This is a genomic window from Serratia sp. YWN4, from assembly GCF_055790845.1.
The window spans coordinates 3945217-3967477 of the sequence record NZ_CM147696.1 but is presented as its reverse complement, the minus strand read 5'-3'; the positions used below and the strand labels follow the sequence as shown (position 1 = coordinate 3967477).

General features: G+C 53.4%; 23 protein-coding genes. 19 read left to right on the top strand and 4 right to left on the bottom strand.

The features are described from left to right. Positions 1–185 precede the first annotated feature (185 nt). Together glyA and ACX9GT_RS18580 are read left to right on the top strand one after the other, a co-directional pair. Positions 186–1439, top strand: a complete 1254-nt coding sequence (glyA, locus tag ACX9GT_RS18585) for a serine hydroxymethyltransferase (protein ID WP_473188147.1) — start codon at positions 186–188, stop codon at positions 1437–1439. Between the two features lie 160 nt (positions 1440–1599). Further along, positions 1600–2742 (top strand): 3-phenylpropionate MFS transporter, encoded by a 1143-nt coding sequence (locus ACX9GT_RS18580; RefSeq protein WP_473188146.1) that lies wholly within the window; start codon positions 1600–1602, stop codon positions 2740–2742. Here ACX9GT_RS18580 and csiE read toward each other — a convergent pair. Next, complete coding sequence (gene csiE, locus ACX9GT_RS18575; protein ID WP_473188145.1) at positions 2739–3992, bottom strand: stationary phase inducible protein CsiE; 1254 nt, start codon at positions 3990–3992, stop codon at positions 2739–2741. The genes ACX9GT_RS18580 and csiE overlap by 4 nt on opposite strands. A gap of 178 nt (positions 3993–4170) precedes the next feature. Here csiE and ACX9GT_RS18570 point away from each other — a divergent pair, with 178 nt between their 5' ends. Continuing rightward, positions 4171–4806: a DUF1007 family protein gene (locus ACX9GT_RS18570; protein WP_473188144.1), complete on the top strand. Its 636-nt coding sequence runs from the start codon at positions 4171–4173 to the stop codon at positions 4804–4806. Continuing rightward, positions 4797–5807: a nickel/cobalt transporter gene (locus ACX9GT_RS18565; RefSeq protein WP_473188143.1), complete on the top strand. Its 1011-nt coding sequence runs from the start codon at positions 4797–4799 to the stop codon at positions 5805–5807. Before ACX9GT_RS18570 ends, ACX9GT_RS18565 begins: the two co-directional genes overlap by 10 nt. 48 nt (positions 5808–5855) lie before the next feature. On the opposite strand, the gene cnbZ is transcribed toward ACX9GT_RS18565, so the two are convergent. The 3 genes from cnbZ to suhB all read right to left on the bottom strand — a co-directional run bounded on the left by cnbZ (position 5856) and on the right by suhB (position 9276). Next, positions 5856–6620, bottom strand: a complete 765-nt coding sequence (gene cnbZ, locus ACX9GT_RS18560; protein ID WP_473188142.1) for a 2-amino-5-chloromuconate deaminase CnbZ — start codon at positions 6618–6620, stop codon at positions 5856–5858. Between the two features lie 37 nt (positions 6621–6657). Then, on the bottom strand, positions 6658–7944 hold the full coding sequence (locus ACX9GT_RS18555; RefSeq protein WP_473188141.1) for an MFS transporter: 1287 nt from the start codon (positions 7942–7944) through the stop codon (positions 6658–6660). A gap of 528 nt (positions 7945–8472) precedes the next feature. Then, complete coding sequence (suhB, locus tag ACX9GT_RS18550; protein ID WP_473188140.1) at positions 8473–9276, bottom strand: inositol-1-monophosphatase; 804 nt, start codon at positions 9274–9276, stop codon at positions 8473–8475. A gap of 117 nt (positions 9277–9393) precedes the next feature. Between suhB and trmJ the strand changes: the two genes are divergently transcribed. From trmJ to rodZ, 15 genes are all read left to right on the top strand, one after another. After that, entirely contained in the window at positions 9394–10128 is a 735-nt protein-coding gene (trmJ, locus tag ACX9GT_RS18545) for a tRNA (cytosine(32)/uridine(32)-2'-O)-methyltransferase TrmJ (protein ID WP_473188139.1), read from the top strand. A 195-nt stretch (positions 10129–10323) separates the two neighbouring features. Further along, on the top strand, positions 10324–10818 hold the full coding sequence (gene iscR / locus ACX9GT_RS18540) for a Fe-S cluster assembly transcriptional regulator IscR (protein WP_473188138.1): 495 nt from the start codon (positions 10324–10326) through the stop codon (positions 10816–10818). Positions 10819–10873: 55 nt separating this feature from the next. After that, on the top strand, positions 10874–12088 hold the full coding sequence (locus tag ACX9GT_RS18535) for an IscS subfamily cysteine desulfurase (RefSeq protein WP_473188137.1): 1215 nt from the start codon (positions 10874–10876) through the stop codon (positions 12086–12088). Positions 12089–12112: 24 nt separating this feature from the next. Continuing rightward, complete coding sequence (iscU, locus tag ACX9GT_RS18530) at positions 12113–12499, top strand: Fe-S cluster assembly scaffold IscU (RefSeq protein ID WP_004952090.1); 387 nt, start codon at positions 12113–12115, stop codon at positions 12497–12499. 88 nt (positions 12500–12587) lie between these two features. Further along, the gene (gene iscA / locus ACX9GT_RS18525; RefSeq protein ID WP_024913153.1) at positions 12588–12911 is read left to right on the top strand and encodes an iron-sulfur cluster assembly protein IscA; all 324 of its coding nucleotides are present in this window, start codon (positions 12588–12590) and stop codon (positions 12909–12911) included. 68 nt (positions 12912–12979) lie between these two features. Further along, positions 12980–13501, top strand: coding sequence for a co-chaperone HscB (hscB, locus tag ACX9GT_RS18520; protein WP_473188136.1), 522 nt, complete (start codon positions 12980–12982; stop codon positions 13499–13501). A 28-nt stretch (positions 13502–13529) separates the two neighbouring features. After that, entirely contained in the window at positions 13530–15380 is a 1851-nt protein-coding gene (gene hscA / locus ACX9GT_RS18515; protein WP_473188135.1) for a Fe-S protein assembly chaperone HscA, read from the top strand. Between the two features lie 2 nt (positions 15381–15382). Next, complete coding sequence (fdx, locus tag ACX9GT_RS18510) at positions 15383–15718, top strand: ISC system 2Fe-2S type ferredoxin (RefSeq protein ID WP_473188134.1); 336 nt, start codon at positions 15383–15385, stop codon at positions 15716–15718. A gap of 157 nt (positions 15719–15875) precedes the next feature. Continuing rightward, the gene (iscX, locus tag ACX9GT_RS18505; protein WP_006327336.1) at positions 15876–16076 is read left to right on the top strand and encodes a Fe-S cluster assembly protein IscX; all 201 of its coding nucleotides are present in this window, start codon (positions 15876–15878) and stop codon (positions 16074–16076) included. A gap of 85 nt (positions 16077–16161) precedes the next feature. After that, the gene (pepB, locus tag ACX9GT_RS18500; protein ID WP_473188133.1) at positions 16162–17457 is read left to right on the top strand and encodes an aminopeptidase PepB; all 1296 of its coding nucleotides are present in this window, start codon (positions 16162–16164) and stop codon (positions 17455–17457) included. 71 nt (positions 17458–17528) lie between these two features. After that, positions 17529–18365 carry an enhanced serine sensitivity protein SseB gene (gene sseB, locus ACX9GT_RS18495; protein WP_473188132.1) on the top strand — a complete coding sequence of 279 codons (837 nt, stop codon included), beginning with the start codon at positions 17529–17531 and terminating at the stop codon, positions 18363–18365. 193 nt (positions 18366–18558) lie between these two features. Then, positions 18559–18984 (top strand): nucleoside-diphosphate kinase, encoded by a 426-nt coding sequence (gene ndk / locus ACX9GT_RS18490; RefSeq protein WP_004952077.1) that lies wholly within the window; start codon positions 18559–18561, stop codon positions 18982–18984. Between the two features lie 230 nt (positions 18985–19214). Continuing rightward, positions 19215–20396: a dual-specificity RNA methyltransferase RlmN gene (gene rlmN / locus ACX9GT_RS18485; protein WP_473188131.1), complete on the top strand. Its 1182-nt coding sequence runs from the start codon at positions 19215–19217 to the stop codon at positions 20394–20396. Between the two features lie 97 nt (positions 20397–20493). Then, entirely contained in the window at positions 20494–21237 is a 744-nt protein-coding gene (gene pilW, locus ACX9GT_RS18480) for a type IV pilus biogenesis/stability protein PilW (protein WP_473188130.1), read from the top strand. Beyond that, a complete protein-coding gene (gene rodZ, locus ACX9GT_RS18475; RefSeq protein ID WP_473188129.1) occupies positions 21227–22219 on the top strand; it encodes a cytoskeleton protein RodZ in 993 nt (330 codons plus the stop codon). Before pilW ends, rodZ begins: the two co-directional genes overlap by 11 nt. The last annotated feature ends 42 nt before the right edge of the window (positions 22220–22261 follow it).

Sequence of the window (22261 nt, the reverse complement as noted above, 5' to 3'; positions counted from 1 at the left end):
ATGATGAGTAAAAGTCCGTTGCCAATAAAGGGGTATTTAGTGGCGCAAAGCCTTGTGCCGCCTAAAGCCAATCGTTTGCGTAAAAACCTCTGTCAAGACCTATCCTCGGTGGGGGGAAACAGTTTACACTGTTGCCCAGAACCCAAACGGGTAGTTATTTGGTGATTTAAGTCAGGAGATGCCGGATGTTAAAGCGTGAAATGAACATTGCTGATTATGATGCCGAACTGTGGGCAGCCATGGAGCAGGAAGTGGTGCGTCAGGAAGAGCATATTGAGCTGATTGCGTCTGAGAACTACACCAGCCCGCGCGTGATGCAGGCTCAGGGTTCCCAACTGACCAACAAATACGCAGAAGGCTATCCGGGCAAGCGCTATTACGGCGGTTGCGAATATGTGGATATCGTTGAGCAACTGGCGATCGATCGTGCCAAAGCGCTGTTCGGCGCAGATTATGCCAACGTCCAGCCGCACTCCGGCTCACAAGCTAACTTTGCGGTTTACACCGCGCTGCTGCAACCGGGCGACACCATTCTGGGGATGAACCTGGCACACGGTGGCCACCTGACTCACGGTTCACCGGTTAACCTGTCCGGCAAACTGTATAACGTGGTGCCTTACGGCATCGACGAAAAAGGGCAGATCGACTATGACGATCTGGCCAAGCAGGCGCAGACTCACAAGCCAAAAATGATCATCGGTGGCTTCTCCGCGTTCTCCGGCATTGTTGACTGGGCAAAAATGCGTGAAATCGCCGACAGCATCGGTGCTTACCTGTTTGTGGATATGGCGCACGTTGCTGGCCTGATCGCGGCCGATGTCTACCCTAACCCGGTTCCTCACGCGCATGTTGTGACCACTACGACCCATAAAACCCTGGCGGGCCCGCGTGGCGGCCTGATCCTGGCGAAGGGCGGTGATGAAGAGTTCTACAAGAAGCTGAACTCTGCGGTGTTCCCTGGCGGCCAGGGCGGCCCGCTGATGCACGTGATCGCTGGTAAAGCGGTAGCGCTGAAAGAAGCGATGGAGCCTGAGTTCAAGGTGTACCAGCAGAAAGTGGCAACCAACGCTAAAGCGATGGTAGAAGTATTCCTGGCACGTGGCTACAAAGTGGTTTCCGGTGGTACCCATAACCACCTGTTCCTGCTGGATCTGGTGGACAAAAACCTGACCGGTAAAGAAGCCGATGCCGCGCTGGGCCGTGCCAATATCACCGTTAACAAAAACAGCGTGCCAAACGATCCGAAGAGCCCATTTGTGACTTCCGGTATCCGTATCGGTACTCCTGCGGTAACCCGCCGCGGCTTCCAAGAAGCCGATGTGCGTGAGTTGGCTGGTTGGATTTGCGACGTGCTGGACAATATCAACGACGAAGCCACCATCGAACGCACCAAGAAGAAAGTGCTCGATATCTGTGCGCGTCTGCCGGTTTACGCATAATTACGCTGAGCTGCATACTGAGAAACCCGCTGCGGCGGGTTTTTTTACGCTTATTGCCAGCAAACTGTGAACTACTTTGCACTCCAATCCTTTGAGGGTGAATGAGGATTGCTACAGTGTGTGAGCTCTGTCAAAGTATCGCCCTCACCCCGGAGGGAACATGGTTCTGCAATCAACGCGTTGGCTCGCTATCAGCTATTTCACTTATTTCTTCTCTTATGGCATTTTTCTTCCGTTCTGGAGTGTCTGGCTAAAAGGTGAGGGCATCCCGCCGGAAACTATCGGCATTTTGCTGGGGGCTGGGCTGGTGGCTCGTTTCCTGGGGAGCCTGCTGATTGCACCGCGCGTCAAGGATCCTTCCCATTTAGTCACCGCACTGCGCCTTTTAGCCCTGCTGACGCTGGCATTCGCCATTGGCTTCTGTTTTGGTAACGGCTGGGCCTGGCTGATGCTGGTGATTGCCGGTTTCAACCTGTTCTTCTCACCGCTGGTACCCTTGACCGATGCGCTGGCAGCTACCTGGCAGCGGCAGATCACGCTGGATTATGGTCGGGTGCGGCTGTGGGGATCGCTGGCCTTTGTGATCGGTTCGGCGCTGACCGGCAAGCTGGTGTCCGTTTGGGGTCATAATGCGATTTTGTACAGCTTGCTGCTCAGCCTGTTGGTAATGTTGCTGGGGATGCTGCTGAAACCCAGCGTGATGCCGCAGGGTGAGGTGCGTGCCCAGAATGAAACCAGCCGCTCCTGGCGTGAGTTGCTCAGTGAAGGGCCGGTATGGCGTTTTCTGCTATGTGTCACTCTGCTGCAAGGGGCGCATGCCGGTTACTACAGTTTTGCTTCTATCTATTGGCAGGAGGCGGGATATTCTGCCGCGACCATTGGTTACCTGTGGTCGCTGGGCGTAGTGGCCGAGGTGATTATCTTTGCCAGCAGTAATTTCCTGTTCCGCCGCTGGAACGCGCGCAACCTGCTGCTGCTTTCGGCAGTGTGCGGCCTGCTGCGCTGGAGCCTAATGGCGTCTACCACCGAACTTACCGGCTTGCTGTTGATGCAGGTGCTGCACTGCGGCACTTTCACCGTTTGCCATCTGGCGGCGATGCGCTTTATCGCTGCATGTCAGGGGGCGGAGGTGATCCGCTTGCAGGCGGTTTATTCTGGATTGGCGATGGGGGGCGGTATCGCGATCATGACCGTGTTGGCCGGTTTCCTGTTTGAGCATTTACAGGGTGGGGTATTCTGGGTAATGGCCGCAGTGGTGGTGCCCGCGCTATTTATTCGTCCACCGGCGGCTAGCAGTCGTTAAGGCTTTTCCAGCAGCGCACGAAGTGCCTTGCGCTGCTGGCGTGCCAACGGCAGTTCGATATAAATCAGCGATGGCTCTTCCGTTGCATAGGGGCTGAGCACCAGAGTGACTCCCGGTGGCGCGCCAGAGTGCAGATAATCCGCCAGCGGCAGGTACTTGATATTAAGCGGTAACAGCGTCAGTTCGCGGAGCTGATATTCTACTTCTTCTTCCAACTGTGGGTCATCCTGCGTTAGCAACAGCAGCTGTTTTTCCTGCAAGGTATTCCCCTGCATGAGCCAAGCGCCAAAGCTGATGGCGACCAATCCCGCTTCTTCTCGTGAAAACCGAAGGCCATATTCCCGTTCAAACGGCACCAGTGCTTCTTGCGTGGTGCGCATCAAACGTGGGTACTTACGTACCACCTCTTCCAGCAGCAGATTGTCGATGCCGATAGCAAAACGGCAGCGCTCAATGGCCGGAGCCAGATGGGCGAACAGTTGGCTGATGAGTTCTTCCCTGCTGCTGAAGTTCATGCCGGAGAGTTGTTGAAACCGTTCCACCATGCGCTCAATGGCGGCCATCAGACGCCGATCTTCCTCCGAGTCACTGCTGCTATAGCTGTGGTTTTTCATCATGACCAGCATCAGCACCAGAAAATCGCGTTCGCAAGTCTCTGCAGGCAGGTTGAACAACCGGCTCAGCGCTTGATGCAGTTCATGAGCGGCAGGTTGCTCCGGCTTGCACTGTAGCCACTCATGTTGGGTTCGGTCGAAATCGGGGTGATGCTGGTGTTGGCTATCCCAGGCGCAATAGCAGAGATAGTGCTGCAAGAGTTGCCTATCGCGTTGGTCGAAACAGCGGTTAAGCCATTGCTCACACTGGTTGAGGCACAATTCCAGCGCCGGTATTTGCTGGTGATTGAGAGAGATGGCCTGCTGAAGCTGCGGGCCAAAATGCTGTTCGACAAATTCCGGGCTGCAACGTAAAGCCCGCCGCAGCCAGTGCAGCAGGCAAAGGCGCTGGTTGAGCGTACTCCCTAGAATCTGGTAACCACTAGCAGGATTACCGCCGATTTCCAGGTGGTGGAAACGCTGGATTTCACTGGCAACCTCGGCTATATCTTGCCGGGCAGTGGGGAGGTCGACGCCATTGATTCGGCTGATAGTCTCCAGTTGTACCACAGGCACCGGCGTGTACAGCATCAGTAGCAGATTGCAGCGCCGTTGTTGACCGGAGAGCTCAGGCACAGAAGAAGTGTCTAGGCTCATATCACCTTCTGGAAGGTTATGTTTAAATTCTGCTTAAGCATAGCAAAAGGCATCGTGGCGGCACGGCTGTTGCCTCTGGTTTTATTTAGGCTTACAACTTTCGTCACAGTTCTTCTGTGCTTCACGGTTGGTTGAAGCGTGGTTTATGTTACTTTATAACAATAATGAGTATGATTTGATGATGAATCTACGTGGCCCGTTGGCCGGCTTATTAGGTTTGTTCTGCGTGGGGGCTAGTGCCCATCCACACAGTTTTATCGATATGAACACCACCTTTGTGGCGAAAGATCAGAAATTGATCGGTTTGAAAATGGTTTGGGTTATGGATGAAATGACCTCGGCAGATCTGCTGTATGACGCAGAGAATGCCAAAAGTGACTCGGAAATCTGGAAGAAATTGGCGGCGGAGGTGATGGCCAACGTGCTCGGGCAGCATTATTTCACCGATATTTATCGCGACGGCAAACCGGTGAAGTATCTGAATCTGCCAACTGAATATCATCTTTCTCGCCAGGGGCATAAAGCAGTGCTGGAATTTGTGATGCCACTGGCCGAACCGCAGGCGCTGGCCGGTAAGCCGTTTGAGATTTCTACTTACGATCCCACCTATTTTGTCGATATGGCCTATCAGGATAAAAAAGCGCTGCATCTGCCGCCAGAAATGGCGCAGCAATGCAAGTTCAGCCTGGTTACGCCGAAACCGGATTCATCATTGCAGGCTTATGCATTGTCTCTCGATAAAAATGATTCACCCGGCGAGGACATGGCGCTGGGGCAGCAGTTTGCACAGCGGGTAACGCTACAATGTCAGTAAACCTTGTGGGGAAGAGGCCTTGGCTATTCAGCCTGTGGCCATTGTTGCTGCTGTTTATCGCTTTGGCAGTGGGAGCGCAACTGGTGTGGCACTACTGGCCGCAGTTGTTGATGCAAAGCGTGCTGTGGCAAAAAGAGCTGCATCAGCAAATGGCTGCACTGCTGCAACAGGTCAAGGCTGCACCGCAACAAGCCGGGTTGGCCTTGATGCTGTTCAGCCTGAGTTACGGCGTGCTGCATGCGCTCGGGCCGGGCCACGGCAAGGTGGTGATCGCCACTTATCTGGCGACTCATCCGGCGCGGCTGAAAAGTAGTTTGCAACTGACGTTTGCCGCTTCGCTGCTGCAAGGGCTGGTGGCGATTGCTTTGGTCACGCTGGTATTGGTGGTGTTGCAGCTCTCTTCCCGCCAGTTGCATCAGAGCAGCTTCTGGCTGGAGAAGGGCAGTTTTGTTCTGGTGATGTTGCTTGGTGCATTGCTGACCTGGCGGGCGCTGAAACGTTTATATCAGGCAGTGAAAGCCATGCGGCCAACGCCGACGATGCGTATTAACCGTGTGCAACCGCTGCCAGCGGATCATGTTCACAGTGCCCACTGCGGTTGCGGGCATCGGCATTTGCCCAGCGATGCCGAATTGCAAGCAGGCAGTGATTGGCGCATCAGAACGGCGATCGTGCTGGCAATGGGCATGCGCCCCTGTTCTGGGGCGATTCTGGTGTTGCTGTTTGCCAAAGTGATTGGTGTGTTTACCTGGGGTGTTCTTTCAGCGCTGGCGATGGCATTGGGGACTTCGTTGACCATTTCTGCACTGGCGCTGTTTGTACATTACAGCCGCAAACTGGCGGTGCGCATCAGCCGCCAGCGTGCGCCAGCAGCCTGGAGCGGGCTGGCCTGGGGATCGCTGGCGTTGGTCGGGGGGCTTATCCTGTTGTTTGCCGGGGTACTGCTCTACGTTAGCGCACAGCCGGAATTGGGTGGTGGCATTCGTCCTTTTGCTCGCTAGTGGGCATAAAAAACGCTGCATTTGCAGCGTTCAGGCTGTCAACACACCCTACAGCGTTTTTAGCCATTGGCGGGAAACACGGCGTGCATCAATTTCGATTTCAATATCGATAATCGGCGGTGAAGCCCAGTGCCAGCGCAAGCCACTGCTCAACGCTCCGCGCATCAGTAACTCAGGGACAATGGTGTGAAACAGATTGTGCGTGCTGTAGAGGTGCATATCCGACACGTCTTGCCATTGCACATTCATCGTCTGGAGGCGGGATTGCAGATCGCCGATGGCAAATCTGATTTTTTCCTCCAATGCCGCAGGTGAAGTCTCCCCAAGTCTGACAATATATTGCCGGTAGTTGGGCCGATCGGGGCACTCTGCGGCGCCGGAGGTCACAAAGTCTGGTGGTGTTCCGGCGTTATCACAGGGAACCGTATAACAGAAGGCATAAAGGCTGGGGACGGTAGGCGGATCTAGCAGGGGAATGAGATTGCACCGGGCAACAGGATTAGTTTCATCCTTGAACAACCCCCATTCGGCCAGCGTGGCAACATAGTGACGATTGAAGGTAACAAATTCCGCTTCATTCACTGCTGCCGGGGAACGTAACTCACAGGCACAGAGGGCGGTGAGTGGCCGACCAATAGACTGAAGATGTTGGCGAATAAAGGCGAATCCTGCTGAGAGAGAGGGGAGATCGTGCAGCCTGACTCGTTCTATAACATAACCTGGTTTGGCCATTACGGCAGCCGAATATTGAAAGCCGCCGGGAATGAAGCTGTAGCCGCCCGGCAAGAAATCGACCAAAGGCTTTAATTCCATGATGTATTCTCCTGATATGTGGAAAGCGGTTGCTCATTTATTGCTGTGGGAGTGGCCGGGGATAGCGTGCAGAGCGCTCCAGCCACCAGAGGATTGAACCACCCGTTAATACAACCAGTTGTGTACCGATAAGCAGACTGAAGCCGAAGAAGAATCCTGCCGTTGCCCCCTCTGTGGCGGTCGTAAGAAGCGCAATAACCCATCCCATCAGCGCGGGCATCAGGCCCGAAACCAGTGCGCTGATGCCATTCACTACGCCATAGGCGCTTGCCGTGTGCTCTGGCCGAGAGTAGTACTGAATGGTGCTGGGAATGGCGACGCTCTGCGCGCCCCAGAAAAAATTAGCGGCAATCAGGCAATAGGCGGCAATAAAACGATGCGTTGTATTGATTGCCAGAAATATGAAAAGTGCGACAGCAATGCTGGCAACAACGAAAATCAGCGGCACATGGCGGCGTGGCAGCCGATCGTGTACCACACTGCCGAGTAAAACGGCGATGACGATGGCGTATTGCGGCAGTGAAGCAAGCCAACTCATTTCCTGAGTAGAGAATCCGCGCGCTTCTTTCAAATAGGCTGGCAGCCAATTGCTGGCTCCCCAGATATAAGAAAGAAAGGCGGAGGAAATGACCGTCATCAGCCAAAGATGGCGGGTTTGCAGTGCGCCACTAAAAAGTTCTTTGAGCTGCCTGCTCGCTTCTCCCAGTGAATGGGGTTTGAGTAGGAGTTTGCTATAGCTCGTGGGCATATGAATAAACGCCAGCACCAGCGGGATGCCGAGAGCGATATTAATGATGCCGAGTGTATAAAACGAGAACTGCCAGCTCTGGGCTAACAGAAGAAAACCGATAAACGGGTAGCCTATTGCCAAACCCAGCCCGGCTCCCATGCTGATGAACGCATTGGGTTTACCGTTAGCATGGCCGTCAAAATGCGCTTTGATATAAGAACCGGCAAGCGCTAATAGTGGCCCTTCGGAGATACCGAGTATCAAACGTGAGGAAAGCAGGAGTTCGTAGCTTTGCATATAGGGGGATAAGAACGTGATACCACCCCAGAAAATGAGCCCAAATAGCAGACTACGCCTCACGCCGAAGAGGGCGGAGCAGAATGGCGTCAGCACAAGTGAGGAAAAGCCATAACCCAGCATAAAGGCGGTGGCCAATATGCCCTGATGAGTACGATCCTCGGGGGCCAAGCCGATATGTTGCAGGAACTCATGGTCCGTTATCAGTACCGAAATATTGATACGATCAACATAGGAAATCATAACGATAATAAATAAAGTGATTACGCCATACCAACGTGCGTGATTTTTTCGCATACTCTCAATCCTTTTTGAATGAGATATCTTAATGAGCTAATGCGTACCTATTTAATGGTAGAGAATGTTTTCTGTATATAAGAGTGGGGAAATATTGCAATTAATTAACTGATAAAAATATCTGTATTATTATTAACGATTTCGATTAGTTGAATTTTATCTTCAGCCGATTGCTTCACTTTATTTGTTTCGCAGATGAAACTTTCTCATTTGCGATCAGCTGGTTAGGAGTGTTGTTGCAAACTGATTTTCTGTCAAGGTGATTTTATTATTCACGTTGCTATTTTTTTAAATTACTTGAGTTGTTTCAGTTTTTATATCGATATTTATTTTACTTAATGTAGAGATTGATATCGTTATATTTTCTCGAGATGGTATTTTTTATCAGGAATTTGGGAGTTTGCGTTTATAAAATACCGAGTGTGGTTCAGTATTATTATATTGGTTGGCATTGATGGTTTTTAACCAGAGAAAAGCGCTGCATGTGCAGCGCTTTTCCTGAAAGTTCAGCAGGTTGAATCGGTAATCTTAGCGCTTCAGCGCTTCACTCAACTCTTCACGCATGGCAGAAAGCAGAGATTTCACCACGCGCGGGTTACCGGCAACCACGTTACCTGAACTTAGGTGGTTGTGGCCGCCAACAAAGTCGGTCACCAGGCCGCCAGATTCACGCACCAGCAGTTCACCTGCGGCAAAATCCCAAGGCTTCAGGCCGATTTCAAAGAAACCGTCAACGCGGCCAGCAGCCACGTAAGCCAGATCCAGCGCAGCAGAGCCGGTGCGGCGGAAGTCGGCACACTGAGTGAACAGTTTACCCACCAGATTGATATAGGCCGGAGCATGCTGTTTGACTTTGAACGGGAAGCCGGTGGCCAGGATGGTGCCATCCAGATCTTTGGCATTAGTGCCACGCAGGCGGTAACCGTTGAGCTGTGCGCCCTGACCACGGGTAGCGGTGAACAGTTCGTTACGCATCGGATCGTAAACTACCGCAACTTCGGTGCGGCCTTTGATGCGCACGGCGATAGAAACCGAGAAGTGTGGAAAACGTTTGATGAAGTTAGAGGTGCCATCCAGCGGATCGATCACCCATTGTACGTCCTGATCAACGCCGACCAACTCACCACATTCTTCACCAATAATGGTGTGTTGTGGGTAAGATTTACGGATGATGTCGATGATCAGATGCTCTGCATCGCGATCGACGTTAGTGACAAAGTCGTTTGACCCTTTTTGTGTCGCTTCTACAGCGTCTGGGGTTTCGTAATTTTTGACAATCAGGTTACCGGCCTTGCGCGCAGCGCGCACGGCGATAGTCAGCATCGGATGCATGGGTATCTTCCACAGGATGTTAAAGAACAGGAAACGGCGCGGAGTATAGCAGGTATTCGGCAAAATGCCTATGGCTGTGTTAGAATGCTATGATTTTCCGCTACGTTCAGAGTTTGTATGCTGCACAATATCCGCATTGTCCTGGTCGAAACTTCCCATACCGGTAACATGGGCTCCACTGCCCGTGCCATGAAAACCATGGGGTTAACCAATCTTTACCTGGTTAATCCGTTGGTAAGGCCTGATTCACAGGCGATCGCTCTGGCAGCCGGTGCCAGTGATGTCATCGGTAATGCCACCATTGTTGATACCTTTGATGAAGCGATTGCCGGTTGTAGCCTGGTGGTGGGCACCAGTGCGCGTTCGCGTACTTTGCCTTGGCCGATGCTGGAACCCCGTGAATGTGGGATGCGTGCAATAGCGGAAGGGGAACAGGGGCCGGTTGCCTTGGTGTTTGGCCGCGAGCGCGTTGGTTTAACGAATGATGAATTGCAAAAATGTCATTATCATGTCGCCATTCCTGCCAACCCGGATTACAGCTCGCTGAATCTGGCGATGGCGGTGCAGATCCTGGCGTATGAAGTGCGCGTTGCCTATCTCGATCGCCAGCAAGAAGGCGTTCCGCCGCTGGAAGAAACACCTTATCCGCTGGTGGACGATCTCGAGCGTTTTTATCAGCATCTGGAGCAAACGCTGCTGCATACCGGCTTTATCCGTGCGGCACATCCGGGGCAGGTCATGAGCCGTTTGCGGCGTTTATTTACCCGGGCGCGCCCGGAAGCGCAAGAGCTGAATATCTTGCGTGGCATGCTGACGTCGATCGAAAAACAGGATAAACATCAAGGTAATTAATCGTGATGTTGTCTAGCGGTTACGGGCAATAGCATTATTTATCCGATAGTTATAAGATGTATTTTATATGCACTGGATGGGATAAAGCACGAAATGTGCTAATAGTTGAGTAAATTACTAGGTTAAATAGTTGACTGGATTACTCGGGAATGTCAAACTTTCGGCCATGTTTGACCAACAGGTAACCATTTAGCTATGAGACTGACATCCAAAGGCCGTTATGCCGTAACTGCTATGCTCGACGTAGCATTGCATTCCCAGGAAGGGCCAGTACCATTGGCGGATATTTCCGAACGCCAAGGTATCTCGCTCTCTTATCTGGAACAATTATTCTCCCGTCTGCGCAAGAATGGCCTGGTGGCCAGCGTGCGTGGGCCGGGCGGTGGTTATCTGCTGGGCAAAAACGCGGGTGAGATCGCGGTAGGTGCGGTGATCTCGGCCGTCGATGAGTCGGTAGACGCCACCCGTTGCCAGGGCAAAGAAGGCTGCCAGGGCGGCGATCGTTGTCTGACCCATACCCTGTGGCGCGATCTGAGCGAGCGCATCAGCGGGTTCCTGAATAACATTACGCTGGCTGAACTGGTCAACAACCAGGAAGTGCTGGACGTGGCGGATCGCCAAAATAGCGATACGCGCCGCACGGCCAATGGTCGAGTGCAAGAAACGATCAACGTTAATCTGCGTGCATAAGCAGCTGGCGATAAATTTATTCGTTTTTGGAAGTGATGTACGGAGCACAAGAGCAATGAAATTACCGATTTATCTGGACTACTCGGCAACGACTCCGGTCGATCCACGTGTTGCCGAGAGGATGATGCAGTTTTTGACCCTGGATGGTACTTTCGGCAACCCGGCTTCCCGTTCCCACCGTTTCGGGTGGCAAGCGGAAGAAGCGGTCGATATCGCCCGCAACCAGATCGCCGAACTGGTTGGCGCTGACCCGCGTGAAATCGTGTTCACTTCTGGGGCAACCGAATCTGACAACCTGGCGATCAAAGGCGCAGCCAATTTCTATCAGAAGAAAGGCAAGCACGTCATCACCAGCAAAACCGAACATAAAGCCGTGCTGGACACCTGTCGCCAGCTTGAGCGCGAAGGCTTTGAAGTCACCTACCTGGCACCACAGAGTAACGGGATTATCGGCCTCAAAGAACTCGAAGCCGCCATGCGCGAAGACACCATTCTGGTTTCTATCATGCATGTGAATAATGAAATCGGCGTGGTGCAGGATATCGAAGCGATCGGCGAAATGTGCCGTGCCCGCGGTATCATCTACCATGTGGATGCCACGCAGAGCGTGGGTAAATTACCGATCGACCTGAGCAAACTGAAAGTCGATCTGATGTCTTTCTCTGCCCACAAGATTTATGGCCCGAAAGGCATTGGTGCGATGTACGTGCGTCGTAAGCCGCGTATCCGTATCGAAGCCCAGATCCACGGTGGCGGCCATGAGCGCGGCATGCGTTCTGGTACTCTGCCGGTTCACCAGATCGTTGGCATGGGCGAAGCTTATCGCATTGCCAAAGAAGAAATGGCGAGCGAAATGGCACGTTTGCGTACTTTGCGCGATCGTCTGTGGAACGGCGTGAAAGATATGGAAGAAGTGTATCTGAACGGCGATCTGGAGCAGGGCGCTCCGAACATTCTCAACGTCAGCTTCAACTATGTTGAAGGCGAGTCGCTGATCATGGCGCTGAAAGATCTGGCGGTTTCTTCCGGTTCTGCCTGTACCTCTGCCAGCCTTGAACCTTCCTATGTGCTGCGCGCACTGGGGATGAGTGATGAGTTAGCGCATAGCTCGATCCGTTTCTCCCTGGGGCGTTTCACCACGGAAGAAGAGATCGATTACACCATTTCGCTGGTGCGTAAATCTATCGGTCGCTTGCGCGATCTTTCTCCGCTGTGGGAAATGTTCAAGCAGGGTGTAGATATCAGCAGCATCGAATGGGCACATCATTAATTCTCAGGATTTAGGAGCAACGTCATGGCTTACAGCGAAAAAGTAATCGATCACTACGAAAATCCACGTAATGTGGGATCCTTTGACAACGAAGATCCTACCGTCGGTAGCGGCATGGTGGGGGCTCCGGCCTGTGGCGACGTAATGAAGCTACAGATCAAGGTCAACAATGAAGGGATTATCGAAGATGCCCGCTTCAAGACCTACGGTTGTGGTTCTGCTATCGCGTCCAGCTCGTTGGTCACCGAGTGGATGAAAGGTAAATCGCTTGATCAGGCTGAAGCGATCAAAAATACCCAGATCGCCGAAGAGTTGGAATTGCCGCCGGTTAAAATTCACTGCTCGATCCTGGCCGAAGACGCCATTAAAGCAGCTATTGCCGACTATAAAAGCAAACACAGCGCCAAGTAATTTTTTGAGTGATACCCAATAGATTTCCAGCCACTGCCAACCGCGCCGTAGAGTGAAAGATAAAGGGTATATTGAGTGTGAGGTTGTTATGTCGATTACTATGAGCGACAGCGCTGCACAGCGTGTTCAGGCGTTTTTGAATCACCGTGGCAAAGGTCTTGGCTTGCGTTTGGGAGTGCGAACTTCCGGCTGTTCCGGGATGGCGTATGTGCTGGAATTTGTTGATGAAACAAACGATGATGACATCGTTTTTGAAGACAAAGGTGTCAAGGTGATCATTGACGGCAAGAGCCTGGTCTACCTTGATGGCACGGAGCTTGATTTCGTTAAGGAAGGCCTGAACGAAGGCTTCAAGTTCAACAACCCGAACGTCTCAAGCGAGTGTGGCTGCGGCGAAAGTTTTAACGTCTGACAGTCCATCGTGCTCCCCCGCAATGTGCGGGGGAAGCTTAACCATCACGATAACGCCCAGAGCACGCTATGGATTACTTTACTTTATTCGGGCTACCGGTTCGCTATAACGTGGACGGCAGCTTGCTTACCTCGCGCTATCAGGATTTGCAGCGCCAATTTCACCCCGATCGCCATGCTCTCCAGCCTGAACGTGAACGCCTGATGGCGTTGCAGCAGGCAGCCACCATCAATGAAGCCTATCAGTCGCTGAAGCACCCGTTAAAACGCGCGGAGTATATGCTATCTTTGCACGGTTTTGATTTGCGCAACGAGCAACACACCCTGCGCGACACCGCGTTCCTGATGGAACAGTTGGAGCTGCGCGAAGAACTGGATGCCATTGAACGCAAACCCGATGCAGAAAGCGCGCTTGCCGCTTTTGCCGCGCGCCTGAACAACATATTTAAGCAGCGCAGTGCGCAGATGGTGCAGGAACTGGATAACCAGCAGTGGCCGCAAGCTGCTGACACCGTGCGTAAATTACGTTTTTTGGACAAACTTCAGCAGCAAGTTGAACAACTCGAAGAAAAATTGCTGGGTTTTGAGTAATACATTTTGATTGTGGAAGCCCCTTAACATGGCCTTATTACAAATTAGTGAACCTGGTCTCAGCGCCGCGCCACACCAGCGCCGCCTGGCTGCCGGGATCGATTTAGGCACCACCAATTCGCTGGTTGCTACCGTGCGCAGCGGGCAGGCGGAAACGCTGGCCGACGAGCAGGGGCGCGAGCTGCTGCCTTCGGTCGTGCATTATCAGGCCGAAGAACATCACGTAGGCTGGGCCGCACGCGCGCAGGCAGCACAGGATCCGGCTAATACCATCAGTTCGGTCAAACGCCTGATGGGCCGTTCTCTGGCCGATGTGCAGCAGCGTTATCCGAACCTGCCATACCAGTTTCAGGCCAGCGATAACGGCTTGCCAATGATGGTTACCGCCGCTGGCCTGATGAATCCGATCGGGGTGTCTGCCGATATTCTCAAAGCACTTTCTGCACGGGCAACTGCGGCGTTAGAAGGCGAACTTGATGGTGTGGTGATCACCGTTCCGGCTTATTTCGACGATGCACAGCGCCAGGGCACCAAAGACGCCGCGCGTCTGGCTGGCCTGCACGTGTTGCGCCTGCTGAATGAACCTACCGCAGCAGCGATCGCCTACGGGCTGGATTCCGGTCAGGAAGGGGTGATTGCCGTTTACGATCTGGGTGGTGGCACCTTTGATATTTCCATTCTGCGCCTCAGCCGTGGCGTGTTTGAAGTGCTGGCGACCGGTGGTGATTCCGCGTTGGGCGGCGATGACTTCGATCATCTGCTGGCCGATTGGCTGCGTGAGCAAGCCGGTGTGGCCGACCGTAGCGACCACGGCGTTCAGCGCCAACTGCTGGATGCCGCGATTGCCGCCAAAATCGCCCTGAGCGATGCGCCAAGCACCAAGGTTGAGGTTGCTGGCTGGCAAGGCGAAGTGACCCGCGAACAATTCGAATCACTGATCGCTTCACTGGTGAAGCGCACCCTGATGGCCTGCCGTCGCACGCTGAAAGATGCTGGTGTCAGCGCCGACGAGGTGCTGGAAGTGGTGATGGTAGGGGGTTCTACACGTGTGCCGTTAGTGCGTGAGCAGGTGGGCGAGTTCTTTGGCCGCACGCCGCTGACCTCTATCGATCCCGATAAAGTGGTCGCCATCGGCGCTGCAATTCAGGCGGATATTCTGGTGGGCAATAAGCCGGACAGCGAAATGCTGCTGCTGGATGTGATCCCGCTGTCGCTGGGCCTGGAAACCATGGGCGGCCTGGTGGAAAAAGTGATCCCGCGTAACACCACCATTCCCGTGGCACGTGCGCAAGAGTTCACTACCTTTAAAGACGGCCAGAGCGCGATGATGATTCATGTGCTGCAAGGGGAACGCGAACTGGTGCCGGATTGCCGTTCTTTAGCACGTTTCACGCTGCGTGGTTTGCCGCCGTTGCCTGCGGGCGGGGCGCATATTCGTGTCACTTTCCAGGTGGATGCCGATGGCCTGTTGAGCGTGACGGCGATGGAAAAATCCACCGGCGTTGAAGCCTCTATTCAGGTGAAGCCTTCTTATGGGCTTTCTGATGCCGAAATTGCTGACATGATCAAAGACTCCATGGCTAACGCACAAGGCGATATCGGCGCGCGCATGCTGGCGGAACAGCGCGTGGATGCTTCACGCGTGCTGGAAAGTCTGCAAGGGGCGTTGGCGAGCGATGCCGCGCTGCTGAGCGATGAAGAAAGCCAGGCGATCAACGCTGCGGTAGCCAGCCTGCAACAGACGATGCAGGGCAACGATCCTGCCGCGATCGAAGCTGCCATAAAAATAGTCGATGCAACAACTCAAGATTTTGCCGCGCGCCGCATGGATGCCTCCATTCGCCGTGCGCTGGCTGGCCATTCTGTGGATGAGGTTTAACCATGCCAAAAATTGTTTTCCTGCCCCATCAAGATTTATGCCCAGAGGGAGCAGTACTGGAAGCGGAGAAAGGGGAAACCATTCTCGATGTTGCGCTGCGTAACGGAATTGAAATCGAACACGCCTGCGAGAAATCCTGCGCCTGTACCACTTGCCATTGTATCGTGCGTGAAGGGTTTGATTCACTGGCCGAAAGCAGCGAGCTGGAAGATGACATGCTGGACAAAGCTTGGGGGCTGGAGCCAGAAAGCCGCCTGAGCTGCCAAGTGCGCGTCACCGATGAAGATCTGGTGGTCGAGATGCCGCGCTATACCATTAATCACGCGCGCGAGCACTAATTTACCCTTCGTCTTTCAAGCCGCAGCGTTGTTGACTGCACTCGCTCACCCCAGTCACTTACTCAAGTAAGCTCCTGGGGATTCACGAGTTTGTCGCCTAGCTGCAACTTGAAATCCATTGGGTAAAATGAGGCACAATGTACTGCTGGAGATAATCATGGGACTAAAGTGGACCGACAGCCGTGAAATCGGCGAAGCCCTGTACGATCAATACCCGGACACCGATCCGAAAACCGTGCGTTTTACCGATATGCACCAATGGATCTGCGATCTGGAAGAATTCGATGATGACCCACAGGCTTCCAACGAAAAAATACTGGAAGCGATCCTGCTGGTCTGGTTAGATGAAGCGGAATAAATAGCGTAACGGGCTGCCATTGGTGGCCCGTTTATATTGTATCCAATACGATTAATAAAAGAATAATCCGGACTGGAGTAAGGCTATGACAACTGAAATCATGCAGATCACGCTGTCCCACGACGCCGCCGATGCGCGCTGGGGTGAAAAAGCGCTGCTGAGTACCAATAACGACGGCATGACTATCCATCTGCTCGGTAATGGCAAGTTGGGTGCGATCCAGCGTGCCGCGCGCAAGATTGACGGCCAGGGAATCAAAAAAGTGAAGTTGGCCGGTGAGGGTTGGGGTTTGGAACAAAGCTGGGCCTTCTGGCAAGGGTTCCGTGGGCCAAAAGGCCAACGCAGTGTCGAATGGGCAGAATTACCAGAAGCGGAACGTAACGAACTGGCTCAACGCCTGAAGATCGTCGATTGGGTGCGTGACACTATCAATCTGCCAGCAGAAGAACTCGGGCCAGAGCAATTGGCGACTCGCGCAGTCGATCTGATGTGTGACGTTGCCTGTGGTGCGGTCAATTACCGCATCACCAAAGGCGAAGATCTGCGTGAGCAAAACTATGCCGGTATCCACACCGTTGGCCGAGGTTCCGATCGTTCGCCGGTGCTGCTGGCGCTGGATTTCAACCCGACCGGCAATCCCGATGCTCCGGTGTTTGCCTGTCTGGTAGGCAAAGGCATTACTTTTGACTCCGGCGGTTACAGCCTGAAGCAAAGCGCATTTATGGATTCGATGAAGTCCGACATGGGCGGTGCGGCGACCATCACCGGTGCGCTGGCGTTGGCGGCGGCTCGCGGCCTGAAACAGCGCGTGAAACTGTTCCTGTGCTGTGCAGATAACATGGTCAGCGGCAACGCGTTTAAGCTGGGTGATATCATCCGCTACCGCAATGGCAAGACCGTTGAAGTGATGAATACCGATGCCGAAGGGCGGCTGGTGTTGGCCGATGGTCTGATCGACGCCAGTGCGCAAAACCCTGAACTGATTATCGATTGTGCTACCTTGACCGGTGCGGCAAAAACGGCGTTGGGTAACGATTATCACGCCCTGTTCAGTTTTGATGATGCTTTGGCGCAGGAACTGCTGGCCAGTGCCGACGATGAGCACGAGCCGTTCTGGCGCTTGCCGCTGGCAGAATTCCACCGCAGCCAGTTGCCATCGAACTTTGCTGAACTGAATAACGTCGCCGGTGCGGCTCATAGCGCGGGGGCCAGCACCGCCGCGGCATTCCTGTCGCATTTTGTGCAGAACTACCAGAAGGGTTGGCTGCATATCGATTGTTCTGCCACCTATCGCAAAGGTGCCGTGGAGCAGTGGTCAGCAGGCGCAACCGGCCTGGGCGTGCGCACGCTGGCTAATCTGCTGCTGAGCAAAGCCAAATAATTGCCTGGTTTTAAAATGACGTTTTCCCTAAGGGTTCAGCATGCTGAACCCTTAATACATTGGAGTAAGTAATGAGTTCCCACCACCATGATGACGATGCCGTTCCAGGCGAAAATGAACTTGAGCGCCTTCTGAAACTGGCGGTATCGGAACCGGCGCATCGTCCGGCATTTTTCCGTGAACTGCTGGATTCGACGGTTTACATTCTGGGCGACAGCGAGCAGGTGCAGCAGCAAGGTGACATCACGCTGAATGCCGAGACCCCGGTGAATATTCAGCATTGGGAAAAGCAGGATGGCAGCAGCGTTGTGCCGTTCTTTTCTTCGCTGGAAACGCTGCAAAAAGCGGTGGAAGATGAACAACCCTTTATCGCTATGCCAGCGCGCGTGCTGTTTGAAATCACTCAGGGCGCCGAGTTGTTCCTTAACCCGAAAGCGGAATACGGTAAAGAGTTTTTCCCAGATGAGATCGCCATGCTGTTAGCCACCGGCGGGGTAGTGAAACCGGCGGAGCACTACGTCGATAAAGACAGCCAAATCCTGCTGGGCCAGCCTGAAACCTATCCTTCGGCGATGGTGGATGCGTTAACTACGCTGTTCAGCCAGCGTAAACCGGTGCGCCGGGCGTTTCTGGCGCTGATGCACGATCGGGCGGTGGATGAGAAACCTAATCTGTTGATCGGCCTGGAAGTGGATGGCGAACCGGCTGAGATCGACGCCTTGATCAGTGAAGCAGGCAGCGTTGCCAGCGCCACTGCCCCGAATGACGATCCTGTCGATTTTTGCCTGGTATCGGAAAAGGAGCGTGGCGTCAGCCACTACCTAATCATCCATACACAGCCGTTCTATCAGCGCCGCTGGGGCAGTTGGCTGCGTAATCTCATTCCTTCGACGGATACCACACAATAAGCATCCTCTTGGGGAATTCGTTGGCTGCGACAGGAAGCGCCGTCACAGAACATGGGGAATTGAGAGATTTTTTTTAATGAAATGTTGATTTTCCCGTAGGCAAGCGTTAACGGCACACATATAATCTGCGCCACTTGAGAAGGCCGGCACCCCAATTTTCGTCCGGCCTGTTTTGGATCATATAGAGGCCACCATGACCGTAGAACGTACCTTTTCCATCATTAAACCAAACGCAGTCGCTAACAATGACATCGGCGCAATCTATGCTCGTTTCGAGCGCGCGGGTTTCAAAATCATTGCTTCCAAAATGCTGCGCCTGACTCGCGAACAAGCCGAAGGCTTCTACGCCGAGCACAAAGGCCGTCCTTTCTTCGATGGTCTGGTTGAGTTCATGACTTCTGGCCCGATCGTGGTTCAGGTGCTGGAAGCAGAAAACGCCGTACAGCGTAACCGTGACATCATGGGCGCAACCAACCCAGACAACGCGCTGGCTGGTACCCTGCGTGCTGATTATGCCGATAGCTTCACCGCTAACGCCGTGCACGGTTCTGATGCGGTAGAATCTGCCCAGCGTGAAATCGCCTACTTCTTCAACGAAAGCGAAATCTGCCCGCGCTAATGGCGGCCGTTTTGCTGCTGAAGCAGGCTATTTACCGGTAGATACAATAAAAATGCCGTGAAAGCCGTTCAAGCGTGGAAACCCGCTACTAAAATTTGTACAATGCCGCGCCCCAGGTAAGCCATCTTATCTGGGGCGTGTTTTTAGCGCCTCTCTCTGCGGCCTGAATGACACACTTACTTTCCATTCTTTCGAGCCATAACGTGTAACAACGAGGCCAAGAGATCATTATGTTAGAACCCATCGCGTCTGAAAATAATTCATTAACTGATTCTGCCGTTCAAACGGAACAACCGGCTGCGGCCAAAATTAACCTGCTGGATTTGAACCGCCAGCAAATGCGTGAGTTTTTCGCCAATATGGGGGAAAAACCGTTCCGTGCCGATCAGGTAATGAAGTGGATGTACCATTACTGCTGTGACGATTTTGAGCAGATGACCGACATCAATAAGGTTCTGCGCAATAAGCTGCAAAGCGTCGCTGAAATTCGTGCGCCGGAAGTAGCGGAAGAGCAGCGTTCGACGGATGGCACCATCAAGTGGGCGATCAAAGTCGGCGATCAGCAGGTTGAGACCGTGTATATCCCGGACGGCGATCGCGCCACCTTGTGCGTTTCTTCACAGGTGGGTTGCGCGCTGGAGTGTAAATTCTGTTCGACCGCGCAGCAGGGCTTTAACCGCAACCTGCGCGTGTCGGAAATCATTGGTCAGGTGTGGCGTGCGGCCAAAATCCTCGGCGCGATGAAAGTCACCGGCCAGCGCCCAATCACCAACGTGGTGATGATGGGGATGGGAGAGCCGTTGCTCAACCTGAACAACGTGGTGCCTGCAATGGAAATCATGTTGGATGACTTTGGTTTCGGCCTGTCAAAACGCCGTGTGACCCTGTCCACCTCTGGCGTGGTTCCGGCGTTGGATAAACTCGGTGATATGATCGACGTCGCGCTGGCGATCTCGCTGCATGCGCCGAATGACAAGATCCGCGATGAGATCGTGCCGATCAACCGTAAATACAATATCGAAACCTTCCTGGCGGCGGTGCGTCGTTACCTGGATAAATCCAATGCCAATCAGGGGCGCGTCACCGTTGAGTACGTGATGTTGGATCACATCAACGACAGCACCGACGATGCGCATCAGTTGGCGGAACTGCTGAAAGATACGCCTTGCAAGATCAACCTGATCCCATGGAACCCGTTCCCAGGTGCGCCTTATGGCCGCAGTTCCAACAGCCGCGTAGACCGTTTCTCTAAAGTATTGATGGAATACGGCTTTACGACTATTGTTCGTAAAACCCGCGGCGACGACATAGATGCTGCCTGTGGGCAGTTGGCGGGTGAAGTGATCGACCGTACTAAGCGTACCCTGAAAAAGAGAATGGCCGGGGAACCTATCAACGTACGGGCGGTCTGAACCTTATAGCATGATTTTTTTGTTATCTAACAGCCTGTTATGTGAGCAGCAATCCTTCAGGCGATCGGGTAACATCAGATAAGGAATGAGTGCAAGCATGAAGCTGAAACTGTGGGGTGTGTTATTGGCAGCCGGTTTGCTGGCGGGCTGCTCAAGTTCGGTGCCGGATAAAGGTGAACCGGCGGCGGGTCAAACGCGTTTGCAACTGGGTTTGGAATATCTCAATCAAGGTGATATGCAGGCCGCGAAGCAGAATCTGGAAAAAGCAGCAGACGCCGCCCCACAGGATTATCGTACTCAACTGGGTATGGCACTCTACCTTCAGCGGATCGGTGATAACGCCGCCGCTGAACAGCGTTATCAGCAAGCGCTCAAACTTGCGCCTGCCAATGGCACCGTACTGAATAATTACGGTGCGTTTCTCTGTAGTTTAGGGCAGTATGTACCGGCCCAACAGCAGTTTAGCGCTGCGGCACTGGCGCAAGATTACGGCCAGGTTGCCGACAGTCTGGAAAATGCAGGTTACTGTTTCCTCAAAGCCGGGCAAAACGATGAGGCACGCAAGTTGTTGTCGCGGGCGCTGAAGATTGATCCGGACAAGGGCGCTCCACTGTTAGTGGAGGCAGAAAAGCAATTTGGAGAAGGGAAACGCGCGCAGTCGCAACTTTTATTGGATAGTTATCAACATGTTCTGCCGGCCAGTGCCGACAGTTTATGGTTACAGATTCGTTTCGCCGCGTTAGCAGGCCGTCAGGATAGCGTTCAACGTTATGGCAAGCAGTTAGCGCGAAGTTTTCCACAATCCAAACAGTACCAGCAGTTCTTAGCTAATGAATACTGAAGACTCCCAAGATAAAACCGTATCTATGACGACAGGTCAACGTCTGCGTCAGGCCCGTGAACAGCTCGGGCTGAGTCAACAGGCCGTTGCAGAGCGCCTGTGTCTCAAAATGTCTACCGTGCGTGAGATCGAAAGTGACACTCTTTCTGCCGATCTGGCTTCGACCTTCGTGCGCGGTTATATCCGTTCCTACGCCAAACTGGTACATGTACCAGAAGATGAACTGTTGCCGATGTTGGCAAAACAGGCACCTGCCAGAGTGGCCAAAGTGGCTCAGATGCAGAGCTTCTCGCTGGGCAAACGCCGTAAAAAGCGTGATGGCTGGTTGATGAGCTTTACCTGGTTGATCGTGTTTGTGGTCGTTGGCCTGACCGGTGCCTGGTGGTGGCAAAACCACAAGGCGCAGCAGGAAGAGATTGCGACCATGGCTGACCAATCATCGGCCCAGCTTTCCCAGCATAATAATGATGGTGAGTCGGTTCCCTTGAACGATGGTGCTGCTTCTGCGGCTGATAACGGAACTGCGCCAGAAAGCAGCGTAGCTCCGGTAGCCAATAATGCGGCGGTGACTCCAGTTCCTCAGCAGGTTCCTCCAACTGCTACAGCGGCACAAACGGCTCCGCAGCTTGTTGTAGCGCCAAGTCAGGCGGCTATCCCAACGGCTACACCAGCGACTCCTGTCGCGCAGGCTCAGTTACCAACCGGTGAAGCTGCCGTTGGTGCACCTGCTGAAGAGGCTAACGGATTGGTGATGGATTTCTCCGCCGACTGCTGGTTGCAGGTGACGGATGCTACGGGTAAAAGCTTGTTCAGCGGTATCCAGAAAGGGGGAACCCGCTTGAATCTGGCAGGAACCGCGCCGTATAAACTGACCATTGGCGCACCGGCCGCAGTACAGATTCAATATCAAGGTAAGCCGGTTGATTTAAGCCGGTTTGTTAAGTCAAACCGTGTTGCTCGTCTGACCGTTGCCGCGCAGTAATTGCGCGGCCATTGTCGTTACGTCAGAGCAACAATGGAGAGT

Coding starts and splice junctions, on each gene's coding strand:
- iscA (WP_024913153.1), top strand. CDS start 12,588: ATGTCGATTACTATGAGCGACAGCGCTGCACAGCGTGTTCAGGCGTTT.
- ACX9GT_RS18570 (WP_473188144.1), top strand. CDS start 4,171: ATGATGAATCTACGTGGCCCGTTGGCCGGCTTATTAGGTTTGTTCTGC.
- rodZ (WP_473188129.1), top strand. CDS start 21,227: ATGAATACTGAAGACTCCCAAGATAAAACCGTATCTATGACGACAGGT.
- suhB (WP_473188140.1), bottom strand. CDS start 9,276: ATGCATCCGATGCTGACTATCGCCGTGCGCGCTGCGCGCAAGGCCGGT.
- cnbZ (WP_473188142.1), bottom strand. CDS start 6,620: ATGGAATTAAAGCCTTTGGTCGATTTCTTGCCGGGCGGCTACAGCTTC.
- rlmN (WP_473188131.1), top strand. CDS start 19,215: ATGTTAGAACCCATCGCGTCTGAAAATAATTCATTAACTGATTCTGCC.
- iscX (WP_006327336.1), top strand. CDS start 15,876: ATGGGACTAAAGTGGACCGACAGCCGTGAAATCGGCGAAGCCCTGTAC.
- hscA (WP_473188135.1), top strand. CDS start 13,530: ATGGCCTTATTACAAATTAGTGAACCTGGTCTCAGCGCCGCGCCACAC.
- iscR (WP_473188138.1), top strand. CDS start 10,324: ATGAGACTGACATCCAAAGGCCGTTATGCCGTAACTGCTATGCTCGAC.
- ACX9GT_RS18555 (WP_473188141.1), bottom strand. CDS start 7,944: ATGCGAAAAAATCACGCACGTTGGTATGGCGTAATCACTTTATTTATT.
- csiE (WP_473188145.1), bottom strand. CDS start 3,992: ATGAGCCTAGACACTTCTTCTGTGCCTGAGCTCTCCGGTCAACAACGG.
- ACX9GT_RS18565 (WP_473188143.1), top strand. CDS start 4,797: ATGTCAGTAAACCTTGTGGGGAAGAGGCCTTGGCTATTCAGCCTGTGG.
- trmJ (WP_473188139.1), top strand. CDS start 9,394: ATGCTGCACAATATCCGCATTGTCCTGGTCGAAACTTCCCATACCGGT.
- pilW (WP_473188130.1), top strand. CDS start 20,494: ATGAAGCTGAAACTGTGGGGTGTGTTATTGGCAGCCGGTTTGCTGGCG.
- iscU (WP_004952090.1), top strand. CDS start 12,113: ATGGCTTACAGCGAAAAAGTAATCGATCACTACGAAAATCCACGTAAT.
- ACX9GT_RS18580 (WP_473188146.1), top strand. CDS start 1,600: ATGGTTCTGCAATCAACGCGTTGGCTCGCTATCAGCTATTTCACTTAT.
- pepB (WP_473188133.1), top strand. CDS start 16,162: ATGACAACTGAAATCATGCAGATCACGCTGTCCCACGACGCCGCCGAT.
- fdx (WP_473188134.1), top strand. CDS start 15,383: ATGCCAAAAATTGTTTTCCTGCCCCATCAAGATTTATGCCCAGAGGGA.
- hscB (WP_473188136.1), top strand. CDS start 12,980: ATGGATTACTTTACTTTATTCGGGCTACCGGTTCGCTATAACGTGGAC.
- ACX9GT_RS18535 (WP_473188137.1), top strand. CDS start 10,874: ATGAAATTACCGATTTATCTGGACTACTCGGCAACGACTCCGGTCGAT.
- ndk (WP_004952077.1), top strand. CDS start 18,559: ATGACCGTAGAACGTACCTTTTCCATCATTAAACCAAACGCAGTCGCT.
- sseB (WP_473188132.1), top strand. CDS start 17,529: ATGAGTTCCCACCACCATGATGACGATGCCGTTCCAGGCGAAAATGAA.
- glyA (WP_473188147.1), top strand. CDS start 186: ATGTTAAAGCGTGAAATGAACATTGCTGATTATGATGCCGAACTGTGG.